Annotated in this window: 18 protein-coding genes; 7 read left to right on the top strand and 11 right to left on the bottom strand. The window is 38.5% G+C overall.

Annotation, left to right across the window (positions count from 1 at the left end; translation table 11 throughout):
• The 7 genes from G460_RS0100435 to G460_RS0100405 all read right to left on the bottom strand — a co-directional run bounded on the left by G460_RS0100435 (position 1) and on the right by G460_RS0100405 (position 8,919).
• Positions 1 to 3,102: an efflux RND transporter permease subunit gene (locus G460_RS0100435; protein ID WP_026953531.1), complete on the bottom strand. Its 3,102-nt coding sequence runs from the start codon at positions 3,100 to 3,102 to the stop codon at positions 1 to 3.
• 4 nt (positions 3,103 to 3,106) lie between these two features.
• Complete coding sequence (locus G460_RS0100430; protein WP_026953530.1) at positions 3,107 to 4,213, bottom strand: efflux RND transporter periplasmic adaptor subunit; 1,107 nt, start codon at positions 4,211 to 4,213, stop codon at positions 3,107 to 3,109.
• Position 4,214: 1 nt separating this feature from the next.
• Positions 4,215 to 5,528 carry a TolC family protein gene (locus G460_RS0100425; protein WP_035463645.1) on the bottom strand — a complete coding sequence of 438 codons (1,314 nt, stop codon included), beginning with the start codon at positions 5,526 to 5,528 and terminating at the stop codon, positions 4,215 to 4,217.
• Between the two features lie 66 nt (positions 5,529 to 5,594).
• Positions 5,595 to 6,974: a sensor histidine kinase gene (locus G460_RS0100420; protein ID WP_026953528.1), complete on the bottom strand. Its 1,380-nt coding sequence runs from the start codon at positions 6,972 to 6,974 to the stop codon at positions 5,595 to 5,597.
• Positions 6,971 to 7,648, bottom strand: coding sequence for a response regulator transcription factor (locus tag G460_RS0100415; RefSeq protein ID WP_026953527.1), 678 nt, complete (start codon positions 7,646 to 7,648; stop codon positions 6,971 to 6,973). The genes G460_RS0100420 and G460_RS0100415 overlap by 4 nt, the downstream gene beginning before the upstream one ends.
• 214 nt (positions 7,649 to 7,862) lie before the next feature.
• Positions 7,863 to 8,435: a hypothetical protein gene (locus G460_RS23375; RefSeq protein ID WP_026953526.1), complete on the bottom strand. Its 573-nt coding sequence runs from the start codon at positions 8,433 to 8,435 to the stop codon at positions 7,863 to 7,865.
• 154 nt (positions 8,436 to 8,589) lie between these two features.
• Positions 8,590 to 8,919, bottom strand: a complete 330-nt coding sequence (locus G460_RS0100405; RefSeq protein ID WP_026953525.1) for a carboxymuconolactone decarboxylase family protein — start codon at positions 8,917 to 8,919, stop codon at positions 8,590 to 8,592.
• Positions 8,920 to 9,566: 647 nt separating this feature from the next.
• Between G460_RS0100405 and G460_RS0100395 the strand changes: the two genes are divergently transcribed.
• The 7 genes from G460_RS0100395 (at position 9,567) to G460_RS21075 (ending at position 17,348) form a co-directional block, all read left to right on the top strand.
• Positions 9,567 to 10,973, top strand: coding sequence for a hypothetical protein (locus G460_RS0100395; protein WP_026953524.1), 1,407 nt, complete (start codon positions 9,567 to 9,569; stop codon positions 10,971 to 10,973).
• Positions 10,974 to 11,313: 340 nt separating this feature from the next.
• Positions 11,314 to 11,565 (top strand): hypothetical protein, encoded by a 252-nt coding sequence (locus G460_RS0100390; protein ID WP_026953523.1) that lies wholly within the window; start codon positions 11,314 to 11,316, stop codon positions 11,563 to 11,565.
• 802 nt (positions 11,566 to 12,367) lie between these two features.
• Positions 12,368 to 13,141 (top strand): helix-turn-helix domain-containing protein, encoded by a 774-nt coding sequence (locus G460_RS0100380; RefSeq protein WP_026953522.1) that lies wholly within the window; start codon positions 12,368 to 12,370, stop codon positions 13,139 to 13,141.
• Positions 13,142 to 13,281: 140 nt separating this feature from the next.
• Complete coding sequence (locus G460_RS0100375; RefSeq protein WP_026953521.1) at positions 13,282 to 14,544, top strand: DUF418 domain-containing protein; 1,263 nt, start codon at positions 13,282 to 13,284, stop codon at positions 14,542 to 14,544.
• Positions 14,545 to 14,613: 69 nt separating this feature from the next.
• Positions 14,614 to 15,588, top strand: coding sequence for a TolB-like translocation protein (locus tag G460_RS0100370; protein WP_051315842.1), 975 nt, complete (start codon positions 14,614 to 14,616; stop codon positions 15,586 to 15,588).
• Positions 15,589 to 15,597: 9 nt separating this feature from the next.
• Positions 15,598 to 16,530 (top strand): polysaccharide deacetylase family protein, encoded by a 933-nt coding sequence (locus G460_RS21080; RefSeq protein ID WP_051315841.1) that lies wholly within the window; start codon positions 15,598 to 15,600, stop codon positions 16,528 to 16,530.
• A 152-nt stretch (positions 16,531 to 16,682) separates the two neighbouring features.
• The gene (locus G460_RS21075; RefSeq protein WP_051315840.1) at positions 16,683 to 17,348 is read left to right on the top strand and encodes a DUF4386 domain-containing protein; all 666 of its coding nucleotides are present in this window, start codon (positions 16,683 to 16,685) and stop codon (positions 17,346 to 17,348) included.
• 185 nt (positions 17,349 to 17,533) lie between these two features.
• Here G460_RS21075 and G460_RS0100355 read toward each other — a convergent pair whose 3' ends face one another.
• The 4 genes from G460_RS0100355 to G460_RS21070 form a co-directional block, all read right to left on the bottom strand.
• A complete protein-coding gene (locus tag G460_RS0100355; protein WP_026953519.1) occupies positions 17,534 to 18,079 on the bottom strand; it encodes a dihydrofolate reductase family protein in 546 nt (181 codons plus the stop codon).
• A gap of 72 nt (positions 18,080 to 18,151) precedes the next feature.
• A complete protein-coding gene (locus G460_RS0100350) occupies positions 18,152 to 18,883 on the bottom strand; it encodes a helix-turn-helix domain-containing protein (protein WP_211226723.1) in 732 nt (243 codons plus the stop codon).
• A 170-nt stretch (positions 18,884 to 19,053) separates the two neighbouring features.
• Entirely contained in the window at positions 19,054 to 19,656 is a 603-nt protein-coding gene (locus G460_RS0100345) for a hypothetical protein (RefSeq protein WP_026953517.1), read from the bottom strand.
• Positions 19,657 to 20,068: 412 nt separating this feature from the next.
• Positions 20,069 to 21,550 (bottom strand): sulfatase, encoded by a 1,482-nt coding sequence (locus G460_RS21070; protein ID WP_035463643.1) that lies wholly within the window; start codon positions 21,548 to 21,550, stop codon positions 20,069 to 20,071.
• Positions 21,551 to 21,553 lie beyond the last annotated feature (3 nt).

Below are 21,553 nucleotides of genomic sequence, written 5' to 3'. Positions count from 1 at the left end.
TCATTGATTTCCATTATATGTTTTTCGATAGGCATAGTGTACGATTTGAGGGAGTACAGTGAGAGATAGGATCATGCAGAATATTAATCCACCCACGATCATGATTGCAAGTGGTTTTTGGATTTCTGACCCCATTCCTGTTGAAAGTGCTGCAGGTAACAAGCCCATAGAGCCCATCAAAGCGATCATTAGGACAGGTCTAATCCTGTTGTAAACACCATTGGAAATTGCCTTGTGTAGCGGGATTCGGTCGGCCATATTTTGCTTGATATTCCCGATCAATACGATGCCATCAATGGTCGCCACACCAAAAAGGATGATAAATCCTATACCGGCTGAAATACCGAAAGTTGTACCGGTGATCCAAAGTGAGAAGAAGCCTCCGATAAATGCAAAGGGGATTACGATCAGAGAAATTAGCGTGTCTTTGAGGTTTCCTTCAAAATTCAACCAAAGAAGGAATGTGATCAGCAACAGTGACACTGGGATAATGTACATTAATTGCTTAGTGGCCCTTTCCTTACTTTCAAATTCTCCAGCCCACGTTACCTTGGTGTTTTCTGGTATAATCACATGCTCATTTACTTTAGCTTTGGCTTCAGCGATGGTACTTCCCAGATCACGACCTTCTATGCTAAATCCTACAGCTATGTATCTGCTACTACCTTCGCGATAGATGAAAGTAGGACTGGTATGAAAGTCGATGGTAGCAATCTCCCGAAGTGGTACTTTCTTACCATCTTTAGTTGGGATCAGGATTTCGCCAATCTTCTCCTCATCATCCCGGTAGTTTTTCATGAAACGAATACGGACATCGAACATTCGTTCATTTTCAAAGAAAGTAGTGGCGGCTCGTCCACCAATTGCCATTTCGATTACTGCCTGGGCTTCACTCATGTCTACCGCATAGCGGGCCATTTTATGATCGTGGAGTTGGATTCTAAGCTCAGGAAGGCCTATGTTTCTATAGACATTTAGATCCTGAATTCCTTCCACGTCTTTGATACTTGCCGCCACCTGATCTGCATATTCTTCCAGTTCGAAAAGGTCCTCTCCGAAAATTTTGATTACCAGTGAGCTTTTTACTCCGGCCACATACTCTTCCACATTGTCTTGTATTGGTTGGCTAAATCCAAACACTATCCCTGGATAAGTTTGGAGAGAGTTACGCATTTGATCGATCAGCTCATCTTTTTTGATGTCTCTACTCCATTCATTTTCAGGATGGAGTTCTATATGGAATTCTATGTTAAAGAACCCAGTGGGATCCGTGCCGTCATTTGGTCTTCCCACCTGGGCAAGCACAAATTTGACCTCATCAAATTCCCGTAGTGAGGCTTTCATTTCCTTACTCAGACGGTTGGATTCTTCCAGATTCACACTGTTAGGTAATGTAGCACGTACATAGACCGCACCCTCATTAAGTTTAGGAAGAAACTCTGTACCGATATTCATGAACCCGATCATACTGATAGCAATCAACCCTAGGAAAATAGCTATAGTCGCTTTTCTATATTTGGTACTCAAGAGGTAAAGTTTGAACAGTCCATCTCTAAAGGAACGGGTAATCAAATTGTCCTTTTCCTTGATGTTTTTGGTCAGCAAAACCTTGCACATCGCAGGTACATAGGTCAGGCTAAGGATCAAAGATCCCAGTAAGGCAAAACCTAGAGTAAAGGCAAGAGGACTAAACATTTTTCCTTCGACTTTCTGGAAAGAGAAAATAGGTAGCAGTGCCACGATAAGGATGAGCAAGGCAAAAAGAATGTATGACGCCACGCTTCCTGCACTTCTTTTGATAATCCCTGATTTGGAAATTTTGTTGAATCGTTCAAAACCTAACTCATGTGCTCGCTTCTCTAGGCCTACAAATGTCCGCTCTGCTATTACAAGTGCTCCTTCTAATAGCAATCCAAAATCAAGAGAGCCCATAGATATCAAATTGGCAGGCATGTCCAGCATCCTCAAAGCAGTAATGGCAAACAGGAATGAAAGAGGAATTACAGAAGCCACAATAAGTGTCAATCTCCAGTTGTATAAAAAAATAAAGACAATGATGGAGACCAGTACTATTCCCTCGATCAGGTTTTTGGTGACGGTGCTGACAGTAATATCAACTAATTTGGTGCGGTCAATGAAGGGTTCGATTTTCACGTCAGCCGGTAAAATACGATTGTTGAGTTCATCGATTTTATCCTTGAGTCTCTCAATAACCTCACTGGGATTTTCCCCTCGAAGCATTATGACGATCCCTTCTACTAAATCTTCTTCGTTTTGCAGGCTGGCAATTCCCAATCTTGGCTTGGCAGATACCTGAACTTCCGCCACATGCTTCACCAAAATTGGATTAGTTCCTTTTACCTCGATGAGAATGTTTTCGATGTCCTCGATACTTTCCAATAATCCTACTCCACGAACGACATAGGCCTGGCTTCCACTCTCAATGATGTCTCCACCTACGTTGATATTGCTCTTGGCTACGGCCTCATATACTTCCAGTGGAGAAAGATCATAGTTGGCGAGTTCTGTTGGGTTGATTTTGATCTCGTAAGTTTTCTCTTCTCCTCCAAAACTGACCACATCTGCCACACCGGGAACAGCGACCAGTTCTCTCTCTATCACCCAATCGTGGATCGCGGACAGTTCACCAATTGGCTTTTTACTTTTGAGTACGTACCGGAAAATTTCACCAGTTGCTCCATAGGGAGGCTCTATTTCTGCATCAGCTCCTTCGGGGAGATTGGCGCTTTGAAGCCTGTTTGAAGTGTATTGTTGGGCATAAAAGTCATCGATTTCATCTTCGAAAATGACAGTGACAACAGATAATCCAAAAAGCGAGATAGAGCGGACCTCGGACTTTTTGGGAATGGTGTTCATCTCCTTCATCAGAGGAAGAGTGATGAATTTTTCTACTTCTTCTGCACTTCTTCCCGGCCATTGCGTAATGATTCGTGCTCGCGTATTGGTTACATCCGGAAAGGCTTCAATCGGCGTATTAAGGTAACTGATCACACCTGCTACAAATAGCAGGGCTGTCATAAAAAATACGATTGTTGAGTTTCTAAGGGCAAATCCAACGATTCCCTGTACTAATTTTTGCATGTTCTTAGTTTTGGAAATTTTTCACTTGCTCATAGATCAATAATGCGTTTGTGGACAGGATCTTTTCCCCTGCAATCAAGCCGCTATTGAGATAAACCATGCCCTCATTCTTACTTTGGATATCTATTTTTCTGATTTCTATGCTGCAATCATTTCGATAGACCAATGCGAAATACTGATTTGAATCGAAAATCAGGTTTTCGATAGGAACACCAATTGCAGATCCAGAAGCATCTTTTGCTACGTAAACATCCACCAGCATACCAGGCTTTAGTTTGAGATCTGGATTTTTTAGGACGATTCTGGCTTTGAGTACTTTGGACTCTGAGTCAAGTACTTGGGAAATCACTGATACGGTACCTTTTAAGGTCATATCTTGGTAGGATAGGGTTTTGATTTCTGCTTCCATTCCTTTGGAAATATGATCCACATTTGAAGCATAGACATTGGCCATCACCCAGATTTCATCTAGGTTTGCAATGGTGAAAAGGGGGGAATCATCCGAAGATATTTGGGTGCCTCCAGAGATCCTCTTTTCGGTGATGATACCAGTGACTGGTGATTTGATCTGAAAAATTCCCTCCTCTTCACTAGGTGAAAAGAGGTTAAGATTAGTTGTTACCCGCTCCAGTTCGGTTTTTAAAATGTCAAGTTCACTCTGAGCTTCCAATAAATCCTTTTCCGAAGAAATCCCACTTTCATACATAGACTGTGCGGATTCAAGTCTTTTGTTGACTACTTTCAATTGGGAGTTCAGAGCTTTCTGCTCGGATTGCATGGAGGTAAGCTCTGTACTCTTCAACTCAGCAAGTACCTGTCCTTTTTTTACTTCATCGCCGATGGAGAAATAGGTATTGGTAATGATTCCGCTCACTAAAGACATGAAGCTTAGAACACGATCCGGATTAGGCTCAATGGATCCTGTGAGATGATATTTCTCGATGACAGATTGTTCAGCTACCTCATAGAAGCCCACTTTGCCTTTAAAATCATCAGTGAGGCAGAAGTTTTTTGGTTTATTTTTTTCTTGCTCAGTGGTGCTGGTGCATGCGATGGTAAGGACGCTAAAAGACATCGTGGCCAATAGCGTTTTGTAGAAGTATTCTTTCATTTTAGTTGAATAAGTCAGTTCCCAGTGTGTAGTTGAATTCTTCTGTCTTTTTCTGGATGTCCAGTTTATTTTCCAGAATGATTGTTTTATTTTCCAGATATGCCTCCATAAAGTCTAAGAAGGCTAGCATATCGATATCTCGCTTTTTGAAATTGCTGACATAGTTTTCCAATAGTTTGTCCAGTGTATGTTCATAGTCTGGGTCAATTTTCTGATATAGTGCGATGCTGTTTTGAAGCTCCTGCCAGGATAGGATCAGTTCATTTCCAATTTCTTCTGCTTTGTATTGAGAAAGGATTTCTGAAGTTTTCAAAGCATATTCAGCATGTTTAATCGCTCCCTGATTTCGATTGAAAACTGGTAAATCCATCGAAAGACCAAGACCAAAAAAGTTGTAGAGAAAGTTGCCTCCTCTGTCGTAGCCAGCTTTGAATGTGATATCTGGAACTCGTTGCGCCTTTTCGTAGAGGTAGTTTTTCTGGGCATATTCCTGCCCTAAGACTTCAAGTTTATAATCCGGTCGTGATTCTAAAGCTTTCTCTGAAAGTTCACCTAGGCTAAGCTGTTTAAACCGACTGATATCCAATTCAAAATTTTCCTCAGTCAATTCCAGGACAGCATTTGGCGGTAGATTTAAGAGGAGTTTGAGGTCTTTCTGTTTGCTGATGATTTCATCATCAAGATCATTGATGGATTTTGCAATTTCCAGCTCAGCAGCTTTTAGCCTGATGTATTCCCCTTGAGATACATTTCCTTGCTGCACTTGTTTCAGGTAAGCAGTGGAAAGCTGTTCGATAGATTTCAGCTGAGCCAGGTGGAGATTTTTGGAATACTGCAGGTATTGCAGGTCGCTAAGACTGTTTCGAAATTCCAGTTTCAAGCTCCGAAGTAATTCTTGAAAATATGCTTCGGCCATTGATTCGTTGACCTCTTCCAAGGCTATGAGTTTTTTGCGCTTGCCCGCTGTAAGCACCAATTGTTCGATGGAAGCTGAGATTTGTTGGTTTTTGCCGAAATTCCCTGCAATTGGGGGAAGTCCTTCGCCAAAATAGCCAGTGCCATTCAGTCCATTGGCTGTGGTCCCGATGTTGATTTCATCAATTTCCAGTGTAGGATTAGGCCAAAGTTTGGCCTGCAATGTCAGCGCTTCTGCCTGAGGTATTTTCAACTTTTCAGCTAAAAGCAACAGATTTTTGGATAAAAACCTGACTTCGCTTTCCTGTCTACTCAGTCGGATGGTGTCTTGGGCCTGTGTGGTTGAGAGGGAGAAATAAAGTAATAATAGACCTGCAAATAGGCACTTTGTGATGTCCATGTCGTAATGAATTGATGGACAAAAGTGACTTGGATGAGCTTAAAAAGACCTTAAAATGGATAAAGTTTACCTTAAAGGTAGTTGAATGGAAAAGGTGTTTTTATTGTCCATGCTACTCTCATACTGGATAGTCCCACCGGCTAATTGAATAATTTTTTTTGTCAGTACCAGCCCTAGACCAAAACCTAGCTTTCCATGACTGTTTTTACCTCTAAAAAAGTGCTCAAATAGAAGAGGTTTTTCATCGTCTAAGACTGGAGATCCGGAATTGGAAATTGATACCTTAAGATCTTTGTCAGATGTACTGTTGACTGAGATGGTAGCAGATTTACTATCACTATAAGCGATGCAGTTGGATAATAGGTTTTGAAAGGCTTGCTTCAGTAAAACAGCATTACTCATTACTTCCAGTTGATTCTCCTGCATTTCTTCTCCTTCATAAACTAATTGGAAATCAAATGAAAATTCAGGTCTAATCGTTTGGAGATCAGCTATCAGATCAAACAGTAATTCATCTACGCGTATGGGGCTAATATCAAGTTGCTGACCAGCTTCAATCTTTGAAATTTGTAGTAGGCTTTGGATGATTTCCCCTAAAAACTTGGCTTTGTATGCTAGCTGGGACAGCTGATCGGCCAATTGATCATTCTGCACCTGCACTTTCAGTCGTTCCAGCTCCGATACCAAAACTGAGATTGGGGTTTTGAGTTCATGGGAAATGTGCTGCACTGCATGTTTTTGGAAAGCCATCGATTCATTTGTTCTGCGAAGCAATTGGTTGAACCGTTCGTAGAGTTGGTCTATTTCCAATGAGCCTGAGTCTGTGTGTACCAACAACTGGTTTTGGTTGGCATTGAAGTTAAAATGATTGATGTCTTCGGAAAGTTGATCTATAGGTTTTGCCAGTTTATTGGATAAAAAGAAGGATATCAAAACTATGGTAAGGAGAATCCCGACGAAGATGAGGGCAAGTGTGTTTTTTAGGAAGTCCAATTTCGTGAGCCCATATTCATCATAGGCTTTGGAAATGGCATAGAAGCTTTTGCCGTCTTTGTCGTAATAAGTCCCGATGACATCATAATCCCCCTCTTTCGTCTCTATCCAGATGGATTCCGGTGAGAGCGCATTAAGAATTGATTCAGGGTCTTCAATAGAGAGATCATCTATACTGGAGAAAATCAGTGATTTTTCTCCGTCAAAAATCATCAGTTTTTCATCAAAGAAATCATTGATGGTCAGTTCATCCATGGACTTGGAGAGGTTCTCACTTTTTTCTTTGTATTGGGAGATCAGGTTGATTGTTAGGATGATTTTGGCCTTTTGCCTTTGCTGGAATTCTTCCTCTCGATATTCAGAAAACAAGATGAAAACCACTGTCAAAGAAACGGCGGCCAATAGCGTAACCGCAGTTACAAAATAGATCAATATGCGGTTCCTGATTCTCATGTCACATCTAGGTAATAGCCATAACCCACTTTGGTTTTGATACTTTGGGTTTCAAAAGGCTTATCGATTTTTTTGCGGAGAAAATTGATGTAGACTTCAATTGTATTGGTGTTGGCATCCATGGATGTGCCCCAGATCTCTTGGATCAGCTCTCGTTTTGGGACAATTTCACCAGGGGCATGCGCTAATTTTTTTAGAATTTGAAACTCTCTCGGAGTAAGTTCTATGTCAATTCCACGCTTGGTTACCTTGTTTTTTCCCAGATCAATGGTCAGATCATCGATGACCGTTTGTTGATTTAATTCAGCCTTGGTTCCAGCTCTTTTTAGAAGTGAATTCACGCGAAGGATCAGTTCCCGCATGAAAAATGGCTTGCTCAAATAATCATCCGCACCGGAGTTGTAGCCTTTTATTTTGTCTTCCAACTCACTAAAAGCGGTTAAAATGATCACAGGAGTGCCTGTGTTATGCGTTCTGAAGTCCTGTAGAACCTCAAATCCATTCTTTCCTGGAAGACTTATATCCAAGATTATACAATCATACGAGTTCTGCCTCATGTTCTTTTCTGCAAGCAGCCCATCGTAATAGGAAGAAACTTGGAACCCTTCAGCTTTCAGCGCTTCGGAAATATTAGTGCTAAGAATTGGGTCGTCTTCGATCAGTAGGATTTCCATAGTTATGAAGGTAATCCACGTTTTAATTTTGGGAAAGTTTTATCATATACAAATTTCACCGGTATACAAGACGACTCTATTCATATTGACTTACATGATAAGGCTGAATTGTCTAGATATGAAAATCAAATCGTTGTGGATTCTAATGCTAAGTTGGTAGATCCACGGTAGTTCCCATAATCGAGTTAAACTAGTCATATGACTCAAACAGTTTCTATGGTAACTGAAACTCTTTCAGAAAAGAGGAAATGGGGATAGCATAAAGCTCCTCTCCGTCCAGAAGAAAAATGATGTCTTTTGTTTTACCAATGAGCAGACCATTTTTAGTTTCATTATCGGCAAATGTGATTTCTATAGGTTTACTTTCTAGTACCTGTTTCTTGTAATAGGATCCATATGATTGGGCGGACAATATCAAATACAAAATGAACAGGAAAAAGAAGGAAATGATTCTATATTGGCTAAACCAGGACTTTTTGTCAATCCCTAAATTGAACCGGGAATAAGCAGTTGGGAATCTATTTTTGAAAAACATATCTCCAATGATCAAAAGGATGATAAGTGCGGTGGAACCAATGATAAACCATAGAATAGCAAAGTCTGAGAATGGAGCAATCAAGAAATCCAGGATATCCGCATAGTCGAAAATGTTGATGTTAAACTCTTTATACTTATGATAGGTGAAGAGCATACCAATTGCCACTGAAAATATGTAAGCAATCGTCAAAATGGTCTGCAATTCCTTGATCAGCGCTTCGTATGCGTCTTTAATCAGTCCTTCCTTCATGGTGTGTAATTTTGGTTTTCGCTTATCCCGGAGTAGGGATAGTACTACTCTTCTGCTTGGTGTTTTTTTAACACCTAAAATTACTGTGAAAAAATCATTGAAAAGGTTAGAAGGAACCTGACCTTTTCACTTTTCCAAGTACATGCGAAATAGTTTATACCTCGTCAAAGATTTTCATGGCGAGTAGTCCATTTCCTACAGCACCTCCCGCGCGGATAGCCGAAGCGATAAAGACTGCTTCAGCGATTTCCTCTTTGGTGGCACCTGCATTTTTTGCGTTTTGGATATGAGATTCCATGCAATAGGCACATTGAGTAGTCAGCGCTACCGCTACAGACATCAATTCCCTGTACTTCACAGGTATCAATCCATCTGTTCTCTCTGCGGTATGCTTGAGATTCATAAATGCTGCCGATTCCTTTGGTGCAGATTCCAGCAATTCCTCCGTGTATTTTCGGTCTTTCGGGCTTTGGTATTCGTTCATGGTTTGGAATAGGTTAGTTTCTATTTTTCGTTAACTGTCTGATTGGTTCGCTTTTTTTTAGCAATTTATTGGCTTTAGCAGAATGGAGCTAATTCCTTTCCTTAGAGTTTAATTGAAATTTAATTTATTGAAATTCAATAGGTAACTGAAATTATTTAGACGAAGTCGAATATTGTAAGAGAGGTAAATTGGTCTGGTAATTCAAGTAGTTAAAGAAGAATTTTTATGATTAAACTGATTCTTGCCTTACTGATAATAGTTTGCTTTGAGCATGTCAAAAAAATCTGATTTGTTTCATAATATGGGTGGGGTCCTAGCGTTTTGCATTCCAATTATAGGTATGTTAAGCAAAATTCTTAGTTCTCCTTAGAATGAACATTTTGTCGTTTTTTAAAGAGTTTTCAAATGAAGACGCATCTTGGTTTGGGGGTGTATTTAGAGGCTTATTTCGTCGTAAAAAATCAAATGTTACCCCTTTTTACAACATTAGGTTTTCTGGTTGAAACTCATACTAAAGTGTTAACAATGAGAGACTAACTATGAAACTTAAAAGTTCTTAATTGATTTCAGTAGCTTAGAATTATTTGGCTCTACATTCTATATTAGTGTAGTTCTTTTGTCATATTTTTCATTTCAATTATTCAACTATGAGGAAGTTATTGGTTTGTTTCGTTTTCCTTGCTTTAGCTTTTCAGAGTCATCTAGGTTTGGCCCAGAACAAATTCAGTTTAGAATTTTTCGGGGGACCTCAGATGAACTATAATCAGATGACCTTTACCCCTGAGCAGCCTGGTATAGAAGTTAGAACTCCTTGGAATTATAACTTTGGAATAAATTTTTTAACTCGGATAAAGTCAAATTTGCAATTGTCTTTTCAGGCAGAATATGCAAGAAACAGTCAAAAGACGATTAATTATCCAGATTATCCAGATTTGGAGTCAAGTTTTGAAAGACAATTATTTGCGGAAAGCCTTGGGAATTATAGTGTCGGGCTTCGATATAATTGGGAAAAGGAAAGTTATGGTTTTTATCTACAGCCCTCATTAGGTATTACTGTAAATAACTATTACGACATAATTCCTGTAGATTCTACTTCTCCGGGTCACTATTACGGTGAGACTAAAGCCAAGATTATACCTAATCTTAGATTAGAAGCTGGGTATAAATATTACACAAATAGAAGGAATTATTTCTTGGTCGGGTTACGACATCAGCAAGGCCTTCAGAAACTGAATCCCCTCTCTTATTCTAGAGGGCAATCTGGATATTCAACAGAAATTTCACGTAGTGGCTCCTATACCAGTTTGTTTATAGGCTACGGAATTAATTTTGACAATTGGTCGAAAAGCAAACGACAGGAATACAAGAACAAAGTGAAGGAGAGCAAAGAGATCAAGAGAGATCGCACATGGAGTAGCGGAGCCTATTTAATTGTAAGCGGCTTCCTGCGATTTAGACCGAAATCCGAAAGAGAAGCCAATCTCGAATTTTCGCATATCACTAGTGGGAATTTAGTTGGGCTTGGATACCGATTAAATTCTTTGAGCATCGAATCCGGCTTCGCCACCTTTAATTTTGCAAATTCAATTCCTATTCCGGAACATAATACTCGTGTTGTACTTAATTCTTTTAGTCTTCACGCAGTTCCTTTGACTTTGAAATATGACTTTTTGATAGGTGATAAAAATCGTCTGAGAATAGGACCATCATTCTCTACCTATATTATCACAGGCAACGGTGAGGACTTTACTAAAAAAGGCGGGTTTGGAGGTTCAGATTTTAATTTTACCTATGTAGCCCAATCTTCAGGTTTGAATGGTAAGGTTTTTTACAATCTAGGGGTATATGCTGAATTGCCCATTTTCAATACAAGTTTGATCAACTTTAAAGTATCCCAAAATTTCGGTAGTCCAAAAGTTGGTACAGTTGATTTGACTGGTCAAGTGAATGGAGATCCTGTGGATTTTGAATCATCTGGCTCTCTCAATGGCTTTATGCTTGAAATGGGATACAAATTGCCATTGAATTTGATATTTAAGAGGGGGCAACAATGATATTAGTGATTTTAAGTAAATCTTTAGGGCATTCGTAAATTTATTAGTGGTGACTTATATTCCCTATTTAGAAGTGAAATTCAGGCATTCAATATTCTTCTTACTAATAGCAGTTCTTACAAGTTGTGGGGAAGGAGCGTTTCTCGACTTCAATAAAAAGAGTAAAGAAGATGCTACAATCCATTATTTTTTTACAGTTTCCGAAGAGGCTACTTTTGACCATATTTCCTTTTCGTTTGCTTTAGCTCGTGCTCATAGAAAGTAGTTAAATCAAGTTCGAACTGTATACCTTGACCAAACTCAACTTAATTTTGATTTAACAACTCCAGAAAAAATTTACTTGGGTTCGTCAACCATAGAACCTGAAAGTATTTCTGGGTATGATCTAAGTTTAGGGAATTTCAAACTAGGGGGTGGAAGTGAGGTTACTGATTTGAGTCTAATTGGGATAAGTAGTTATAGTGATTTTCAGTTTAAGCCTGAAGAAGGTGATGAATTAGACATTATATTCATTTTGGATGTATCCAAATCAGTTATATTAGACTCTGCCGGTAAAAACTGGATTAATCCTAAATTTGAAATTCAAAAGTAAATTCCAGTTCAATGATTATTGAAAATAAGGTTGACGTCTGATTTTTTTAGTTTCTTTTGTTTAAAGTGCGGAATATGTGGTCAATCAATTCCTAATAATCTAATATGTATTGTTACTCACTATTTCTAGTTAGGATTCCAGTTAATATATATTCAGAATATTCATGGATTTAATCTAATTTAATTTTGATTGTTTCTTCTTCGTTGTATAATCCTAGTACAGCGTCATATTTTTTTTAAACTAAACACCTATTCATTAACATGATTTCAAGGGCAAAAAAGATTGAAATGGATAAGATTTTGTTTTTAAATGATTGGTCCAATTATTACCATGATAGAGAGTTTCCATACCTGGGACTTACTTTGTGGGATTCGAGCAGGGGATTATCTTTGCACTATATAGTCCCTTTTTCGAAAGTTTAGGAATGATTTTGAGGTTAAGTATCGAACCGAACAAAAATGACCGGTTTTGTACGGTGATTATTTTTGACGAATCAGCTGACCTCGAGTTGATTCATTCTTACCGGGTATTATGACTTGATTAGTTTTTTTAAATCCACATTGTGCCAGAATGGATTATTTTAATTTTCGTATTGTATCCAAAACTTTTTAATGATAGTGTGAGATGGTTTAATCAGCATTTTTTGAATGTTGTACATCTTTTTGATTTCTATTGGTGAATTATTAAATGATTCGACTTCATTTGAGATTTTCTTCTAAATAGATCTGCTTGGATGTAAAGTTGGACAATTGGTCTGGAAATTGAATTATTGGTTCTTTCAAATCAATAGTTTCAGGAATTTATGCCAGCATTTTATCAAAGAGTGCCACCTGTAGATTCATTAAAGCATTTGATCAGCCATTATTGGATAGCAAGTTGGGATGCTGAAGTTTCAGCACCGATTTCTACATATTACACTGTAGCCAATACGTTAACTGAGATCACTTTCGCTTTTTCAAATGCAGGTTTAAATCCTCAATTGCTTTTTACAGCTGTACAGGGACATACGGGTAGAGCAGATCAAATCCCTGTTTCTGGATTCAACCATTTGCTAGGGGTTTCCTTGTATTCTCATGCTTTACCAAATCTGGTAGGGTGTTCCCCGCTTGAGTTGAATGGGCAATTTATTTCATTAAAAGACCTTCTGTGGAATGAAGCAGATTGGTTAACTGAAAAAATAATCGCTGAACCCTTTATTTCTCGACAAATTCAGATCCTAAACCAATTTTTTATCGGGCGCCTGAACAATACTTTGGTGTTAGACCAACGTATGGACTATGCAGTAGGAATCATTCGGTCTAATCAGGGACAGGATAGAATTCCGGAGTTGGCAGATACATGTTGTCTTTCACTGAAACAGTTTGAGCGAAGATTTAAAGCATACACTGGATCTAACCCCAAACTATTTTCCAGAATCGTAAGGTTTGAGAGTGTAGTGAAATCCGGTAGAATTTGGAATACCTATACCGAAGCGGCACATGAGCTGGGGTACCACGATCAGGCGCATTTTATTAGAGAGTTTAAGTCTTTTTCAGGATTGAGCCCCAAGGATTTTTGGAAATTGAGCAATGTCTGAACTTATGTCCATTTTATACAATTTTGAGTCCCTGCTATAGGATACTATTGTAGGATTACTCTTAGCATCTATATACTCACCATCAATTAATTTTATTGTCCACTTTCCCTTTGGTACATTCTTAAAATCCTTTTTCCAAGTTGAATTTACAATCCACCTCAGTTCAAGATCGCATCCCTAGTTTGGATTTCCTCAGGGGAATAGCCGTATTGGGTATACTTTTGATCAATATTGAATCTTTTGCCTATCCAAATCCCTGGAGTTCCTGGAAATATGGCTATCCAACTCCTCAGGACCATCATGTCCGATTCTGGGTGTATTTTCTGACCCAAGGAAAGTTTTACACCATGTTCGCACTTTTATTCGGAGTGGGCTTTAATTTGTTTTTGGATAGAGCACAAAGAAAAGTGGATGGGTTAAGGGTTTTGGACCTATATGCAAGACGGATATTTTGGCTTTTCATTTTTGGGGTTATTCATGCCTATTTTATCTGGGATGGAGATATCCTGTTTCACTATGCCATTTGCGGCCTATTACTACTCCCATTTCGCTCCATGAAAGGCAGAAGTATTGTTATTTCCATCTTTATCTTAGCAGCTATCCCACTTTTTAAATCCTATGAAAATGTAAGCAGCCGCCAACAATCATTTGAAAGCTACAGAGTGGCAGTGGAGAAGAGCGAGAAAGAAAGGTCTTCCGAAGAACAAAGAAAAGTAACGAATTGGGAAAATCGGTATTCTGAAAAGATGTTTGAATATACCGATGAAGAGGCTCCCAAGCAGTCCTATTGGCAGGGAGTAAAACATTCCTTAAAAGAAGGGCAAGTTTTTGATGGGCTTTTTTATTATGATTCCATTTTATTTTCCTCTTTGATGGTCATGTTGATAGGTGTATTACTGTTTCGATCTGGTATTTTTTCAGACTATAAGGTCTGGGATTACTATTGGTTCATTGCTATAGGCGTATTGCTTTTCGGTTTGATAATAAATGCATACCGTTTTTATCACTGGACTTTTCTGGATCATGAACCGATACTGGAATTCTGGCAGGGATGGATCTTTTCCTTTCCAAAGGAGATGTTAGGAATTGGGTATGTCTTGATTTTAAACGGGATATATCAAAAATACCTAAAGTCAAGGAAACTGGGTTGGTTAACAGGTGTTGGCAGAACAGCCCTTTCAAATTACATCTTCCAAAGTATTGTCTTGGGGCTTCTTTTTTATGGATATGGATTGGGGTGGCATAATCAATTTTCCCGGATCGAACTCTTGGTACCTGTAGTTGGAATCTGGATTCTTCAAATCTTACTGACCCAGATCTGGCTGAGATATTACAAGCAAGGTCCATTGGAGATACTATGGAGGATTCTCACCTATGGTTTTTTAAAGAAAGAGGACGCTTGAATCTTTATCAGGAAAGTGGTTTTGGGTGGGTTTTAACGAAATATAAAATTACAATATCCAAAAATTTAGATGAATATTAGGGGAAAAGACATGGGAAGTTTTAGGATGAAGAACAGGACACTGTTCACCGATTGTCTCAGGGTAGGAATTTGCTTGGGACTGTTGGTATTCCTGGCTACAAACGGAAATTATACACTTGCTCAGGATAGCTTTAAATATTACTCTCAAAAGGCTCCAGGTCTAACTCCTGAAATTTTTTCTCCCGGTACAATTTCTAGTAAAGACCGATCTGAATTCGGCTCAGTATTTAATACTGAAGCAAGTGAATTTTACTTTGGGGTAGATGTACACGGTGTTGCAGAGGTGTGGTGGACTAGCATGGATTCGTTAGGAAATTGGACTACTCCTAGCTTGCTGGTTGGAGGAAAGGGGTACAGCTGCAATGATCCTTTCCTTTCACAGGATGAGTCCCGGCTTTATTTTATATCCAATAGAGGGTTAGACAGTGAAAGCAAAAAGCCAGACTATGATATTTGGTATATCCAGCGGGGATCTAACGGTTGGAATCCAGAAATGATTGCCCTGGATACTGCCGTGAACTCTCTAGCTAACGAATATTACATGTCCTTTACAGCCAATGAAACCATCTATTTTTCTTCCAATCGGAGTCTGGATCAAAAAATGCCCCGTGACTTTAACATCTATAAATCCACAAGAGTAAATGAAGGGTATCTGTTTGCCCAAATTCTGCCTCCGCAGATTAATAGCGCTGCCTATGAAGCAGATATCTTTATTTCTCCGGATGAATCCTATATGATATTTTGCTCCATTAGACCCGGGGGATTAGGTGAAGGTGACCTGTATATCAGTTTTCAGGACCAAAATGGGAATTGGAGCCAAGCAAAAAATATGGGAGATAAGATCAATACATCTGGACATGAACTATGTCCCTTTGTAAGCCGGGACGGAAAGTATTTCTTCTATACAAGCAAGCAGGACATTTATTGGGTAAACGCACATATTATTGAAAGTTTTAAGGAATAGACAATTTGTATGTATAGGCTAGTTTTATTGACAGTTTTTGGTTTGCTGTGCATCGGAGCCAAGGGACAGCAAAAAACGATTTCCATTACAATCGATGATGTACCTAATACTCAAAAATATCGCGACGATGGGTTTCGATCAATCTTTTTGGACAGATTGGATTCCCTTGACGTTCCGTTTACCGTTTTCTTCAATGAGAGTAAGGTGTTCCAAAATGAAAGTATAAAGAAAAATATAGAACTGTTGGAGCGTTGGATTACCCATCAGAATTCCAATTTGGGGAACCACAGTTTTTCACATTTACGCTATTCGGAGGTCGGGTATGCCCGCTTTATTGATGATATCCAAAAGGGGGAGAAACTATCTGATTCTTTAGCAATTCTTCATAAGAAGTCTATTGATTCCTTTCGCTTTCCTTTCAATGATCTAGGAAAAGACTCTTTACAACATGTGCATATCAAAGCCTATTTATCAGATAGAGGGGATGAGATTGCACCATTTACTATTGAAAGTTCAGACTGGATGTATGATGCAGTTTATCGCTATTATTTGGAAATTGGAGAGCATGATAAAGCAAAGAAAATCGGTCAGCTTTATGTAATTAAAACGATGGAGTTGTTGGGTTTCTTCGAAAGGATGGCTGTAGAAATCTATGGTAGGCCTATTAGTCACATCTATCTTTGCCATGATAATTCCATCAATGCGGATTACATCCATCATCTGGTTTCGGCGCTGAGAATAGATGGCTATCAGATTGTTAGTTATGATGAGTCTCTACTTGATCAAGTTTATAGACAAGAGGATAACTACTTTCAAAAATGGGGTGTGAGTTGGCTATTTCGTTGGATGGCCACTCAAAACGAACGGGTCCACTGGATGAAGCAAGAACCTGATTTGACAGAGATTCAGCAGTTATTTGATCAACTGCAACAGAATAGATAACGGTTTATAAAGACCGGAGAGATTGACTATTTTTTACAATTTTTCGCCTTTTAACCGAACTACTTTTGAGGAGTTGTTGCTGGGAATGAACTGATTGGAGTTGAGGGGTCGGTTTGCATCCAGCTGTTTATTCTATTAATACAATTTCCTACATGATTTATTCTACCAAAGATTCCAGGCTCATCGGATGGATGATTTTTGGCTCATTTGTAGCAGGATTGCTCAGCGTGGCTCCTGCTGTTGACTCAAATGAGTATATTTACCTTATTGCAGAAAACGCCAACCAGTCGGTCTGGGCAGCTCTTTTCCAGTTTTTAATGAGCTGCTTTTACGCAGGCATCATGATTTTATTTTATCCCAAAATCAAAACTAAGGCTCCTAAGTTAGCACTGGCTGCATTTGGGTTTAGATTCTTAGCCATTGGATTGAATTTGTTGGGAATTGTTTTACTGGGGACGTTATTGATCTGGTCTCAACAATACCTTGCCTTTAATATGCCTTCAGGCGCGATTTGGTTAGGGGTGGGTGAGACACTGAAGCAAACCCGTGACTTGATCAATCACGGGTGGATGATCTTGGCGCTAGGGGCGGGGAATTTTGCACTGTTCACCGCCTTATTAAGAAACAAACTATTGCCTGCCTGGTTAATCTGGATTGGGATTGTTGGAACAGGCTTTTCCTGTTTGGCTAGTGTGCTTATCCTGTTTCAACTATTAAAAGTTATTTCAGCAACCTACATATTGATGAATCTACCGACTGCGGTTTTTGAATTAGTTTTGGCTACTTGGTTAATATTCAGAGGTTTCAAATTTCGGTGATCATAGGTAAGTGTAATTACAATTATATCTAGGTTAATTTTAATAGTGTCTGCTTTGCAACCAATTGTTTTCAGGTTGTCAGATTTAACTTGAAGGTTGAAGCATAATTTTTATCTGTTTTGATTTTAAAAAGGCGGTAAAATTAGGCGTGTTGACTTTCTAAAATTTCTACTCAGATAGTAGACTTACCGATTATTTGATTCCTTTCTTTTGTAATACAATTGAACTAAACCCGTTTCATATGTTTTTGCACTGACCAATTCCAATACTCGCATTGGTATACCTTCTTTGAACAAATTGGTGCCAGTGCCAAGGAGAATGGGTACAATAGAAATGGTTAATTCATCAATAAGATCATTTTTAAGAAGTTCGTTGATCACTTCAGCTCCGCCATCACAATAAATATCTTTTCCCTTTTCATTTTTAAGCTTGTTTACTAGATCTTTCAAACTACCTGTATAAAATTTTATTCGGCCTTTACTAGCACGTTTTGTTCTTGTTATTACATAGACATCTCTATTTCCATTATCATAATGTGAAGCACCAATTTCTTTTTCTACATAATCATAGGTTTTACGGCCAATTATAATCGTGTCAATTGTTCTGGTAAATTGATCGTAGCCATAATCTTCACCTTCTTTTTCAACAAGTTTCAAGAAACTGAGGTCGTCATTTGGTTGCGAGATATAGCCGTCTAAACTGGTTGCGATAAATAGTTTTATACTTCTCATCTTGATATTTTATTAAATTCTCAGCAATAATAGGGGTTAGACGAATGATTTGCTTTGGAAAAAAACGACATTTTAAATTTCTGAAGGTAAGTAGCCTGTTTGTTTTTTTATGACATTGGTGAGATGCGAATGGTCGTAATAGCCACATTCAAGAGCAATATCTAATAGAGACTTATCCTTAGTCTTGGAAGTTATTTGGTCAAATGCATTTTGAAATCGAATTATGTCGGAGAATTCTTTTGGTGTCAATCCTACGAATTTTTTAAAAATTCTTTCCAATTGCCTTGTCGAAATTCCATTTTGTTTTGATATGTTTTCAATAGTTGATTGGCCTTTGGAGGCCCAAATGATATCTGCTATAGTGCATAGCTGATGATTGGTATAGCCTTTTTTGTAGTTAAAAAACTTGTCTAAATAATTGAAGTTGTTTTTTAAAAACTCGTCTCTGTTAAAAGATATATTCTGATCAAACTGCACAGTTTTATTTTTAATTTCACTTAATGCTACATAAGAGAAAAAGGTTGAAAACGCAGCAGGTTTAAAACAAACTCCAATAAGATGAGTATTTTCTTCTATTAAGCTTTCTTTGAAAGATGTCATAGCTCCAACTGCATAGGTTTTACCGTGTTCCATTGTTACTGAGCCGTTATCAGTCAGGCACTCTTTTCCTAAATTCATTACTAAGCCAAGGCATCCATCTGGAAAAATGCGTTCCCACCCATAGTCTAATGGTCCAGCCTTCAATTCCCAATAATTATGAATTGTATCCTGTAAATTACAATCTGGAGTTATTTCTCTGTACACTATCTATAAGTTTACCAATTCTACTTTTAACAAAATCTAATAATCAAGATAGTTATAGCTCTTGATTTTAATTTTATTTCCTATTGATTTTTATCCTTTGAAGCACCTGTGAAATTAGCTACAGTATGCTTTTGTTTGGTCATCTTGCGATCGTTTCTTTGGAAGAAAGCTTACTTCCCTAATTTGAACCTCATTTTATACGTAGCATGGAGATACCAAGGCATGGCGTTATTTGCTCCATATGCTGAAAGACTCACTGCGTTTCTCCTGTTTGGATTTTTTGATTTCCATTCCGCTTCCAATTCCAGGTGTAGACCTATTCGTTGATATTTATTGGTGGCATATGTCTGGGTTTCTGGCAATGTCCCGTCATAGTAAGGATTGAAAAGAAAAGTCTCGCCTCCAAGCTGCAAAGATGGGCCGGCTGCAATTGACAAGATAAAGCCAGATGGTCTTTGGATCAGGTCATATTTCAAGGAGGGAGTAATAAACAATCCTGATGATTGTTCCTGATTTTTTTGTCCTAGTTCGAGTTTCGATTCCTCATAGCTACCCAGAGATTGGTAGTAGGAAATGCCGGCATTGAATGATGTCCTTTTGCCAAGCCTCCAGTTGAATTCATTGGAGATATTAATGCCATACAAATGATTCATTGCATCTATGGAGGTACCTACTCCCAGTGTGTAGGTTTTTTTTGGCTTGTCTTGCCCCTGACTTACAAGAGGAACATTAGCAAAGAATAGCAGAGATAGAGAGATTAGAAAAGCTTTCATAATGAGTGTTTTAAAGTTTGAATTTCTCAAACCTAGGAATGCTTTCTATAGCGGGAAATAGGGCTTATTTCTTTTTAACTAAAGGATTGTTAATAGGCTTTCAGTTTTAACTTAATAATTGTGAATTAGTCATTTAATATTCTTTTTGCCTGTCAATCGAGCATTGATAGGCTTGACTTCTTTTTAGGGCTACACCATCTGTTAAATGACAATAGTTTTTTCTTTTCATAGTGATGAACTAAGGAGCATCTCTGCTTCATCCATTCTTATTTATATTTTAGCAATTAAGACGAGGATGGATAGGGAGGACATTGAGAAAATGTAGAATGTACAGCTTGCTCTACTATATTGTTTCCTCTATGTATTACGTGTTTTATTCAAAGAAAGCCTCTCATTTGAGAGGCTTTAATAATTATTTACGTTGAGGCAATCTTGCTTTGGTTTCTTCCAGCCAATTATCTAACTTTTGATCTAATTCTTTAACTAAACTTGAATTTTGGAGATATAAATTAATGGTTTCTCCAAGATCTTCTTTCAAATTATACAATTCACCATTCCTTTCATCAAAATAACGGATGTACTTGAAATCACCAGATCGGATAATAGCATAGGGTACCACATCTTCTCCTCGATAATGAGGAAAATACCAATACAAGTCTCGTTCCATTGGAACTGTTGGTTTTTGTATAAATGTGGAATAGTCCATACCATCCCACTTCGATTCATCTACAGAACCGTCAACTAAACTCAGAATGGTCGGTAACATATCCATAGTAATCAACGGAGATTCAGTCACAACCCCCGCTGGAATTTTCCCTGGCCATCGCATAATAGTTGGAACCCGAATTCCCCCTTCATAAGGATATCCTTTTTGGGACCTGAGGGGAGTATTATTTGTTACCGGATTTTCGGGATTATTGATTAATCCGCCATTATCGGAAGTGAAAATCACGAGAGTTTTATCCGCTATTCCTAATTCATCTAGAGCTTCAATCAATTTTCCAATATTGTCATCTAAACTTTCGACCATTGCCCCATAGGTGGGATTGGTTTGATTTCCAGGAGTCTTATTTTTATACTTTTCAACCAGGACTTCTTTTCCCATCAGCGGAGTATGGACAGTGTATGTAGCCCAGTGGATAAAGAACGGTTCCTTCTGATGCTTTCGAATAAATTCAACTGCTTCATCTCCCTCCCGGTCAGTTAAATATTCTCCCTCTTTCCTTGGTTCGAGATTAGGCATGACATATTCGGGATTTCCATTAAATGGAAGATATGGGTCAAAATAACTCGGTGGTTGTCCCAAATCACAACCTCCAATGTTGATGTCGAAACCTTGATGTTCCGGAAAATAGTCGTCGGGACCAAGGTGCCATTTGCCTATATGAGCTGTCTTATATCCTCTTTCTTTTAGAAGTTCCGCAATCGTCACTTCTTCTAAAGGCATGTATAGATAATTTTGAGGCGTTCGTAAGGGCTTATCTTCATTTTCATCATACCCACTTGGGTTTTGACCATCCTCGGGAATAATCCCTCCTTGGAACCTTGCCCTAATCCAGTCAGTAATTCCAGTCCTTGCCGGATATTTACCGGTTAATAGAGCCGCCCTTGTAGGTGAGCAGATGGCTGCTGCTGCATAGGAGTTGGTAAATCTTAATCCTTGCTCTGCTAATTTATCAATATATGGAGTTTCATAAAAGTCACTTCCAAATACCCCTAAATCTGTCCATCCTAGATCATCAACATGGATTAAAACAATGTTGAGGTCTTCACTTGATTTAATTGTTTTCGATCCATCCTGAGCATTTCCCTTTAAAGAGAGACCTACAAATACAAATACTACTAGTCTTTTCAGAATCCAGTGCAGGTTTGCTTTTACTTTATCTTTATTCATGAA

It is taken from the genome of Algoriphagus vanfongensis DSM 17529, from assembly GCF_000429465.1.
GTDB classification, from domain to species: domain Bacteria; phylum Bacteroidota; class Bacteroidia; order Cytophagales; family Cyclobacteriaceae; genus Algoriphagus; species Algoriphagus vanfongensis.
Note: the sequence above shows the minus strand (reverse complement) of the source record. Positions and strands in the feature narration are given on the sequence as shown.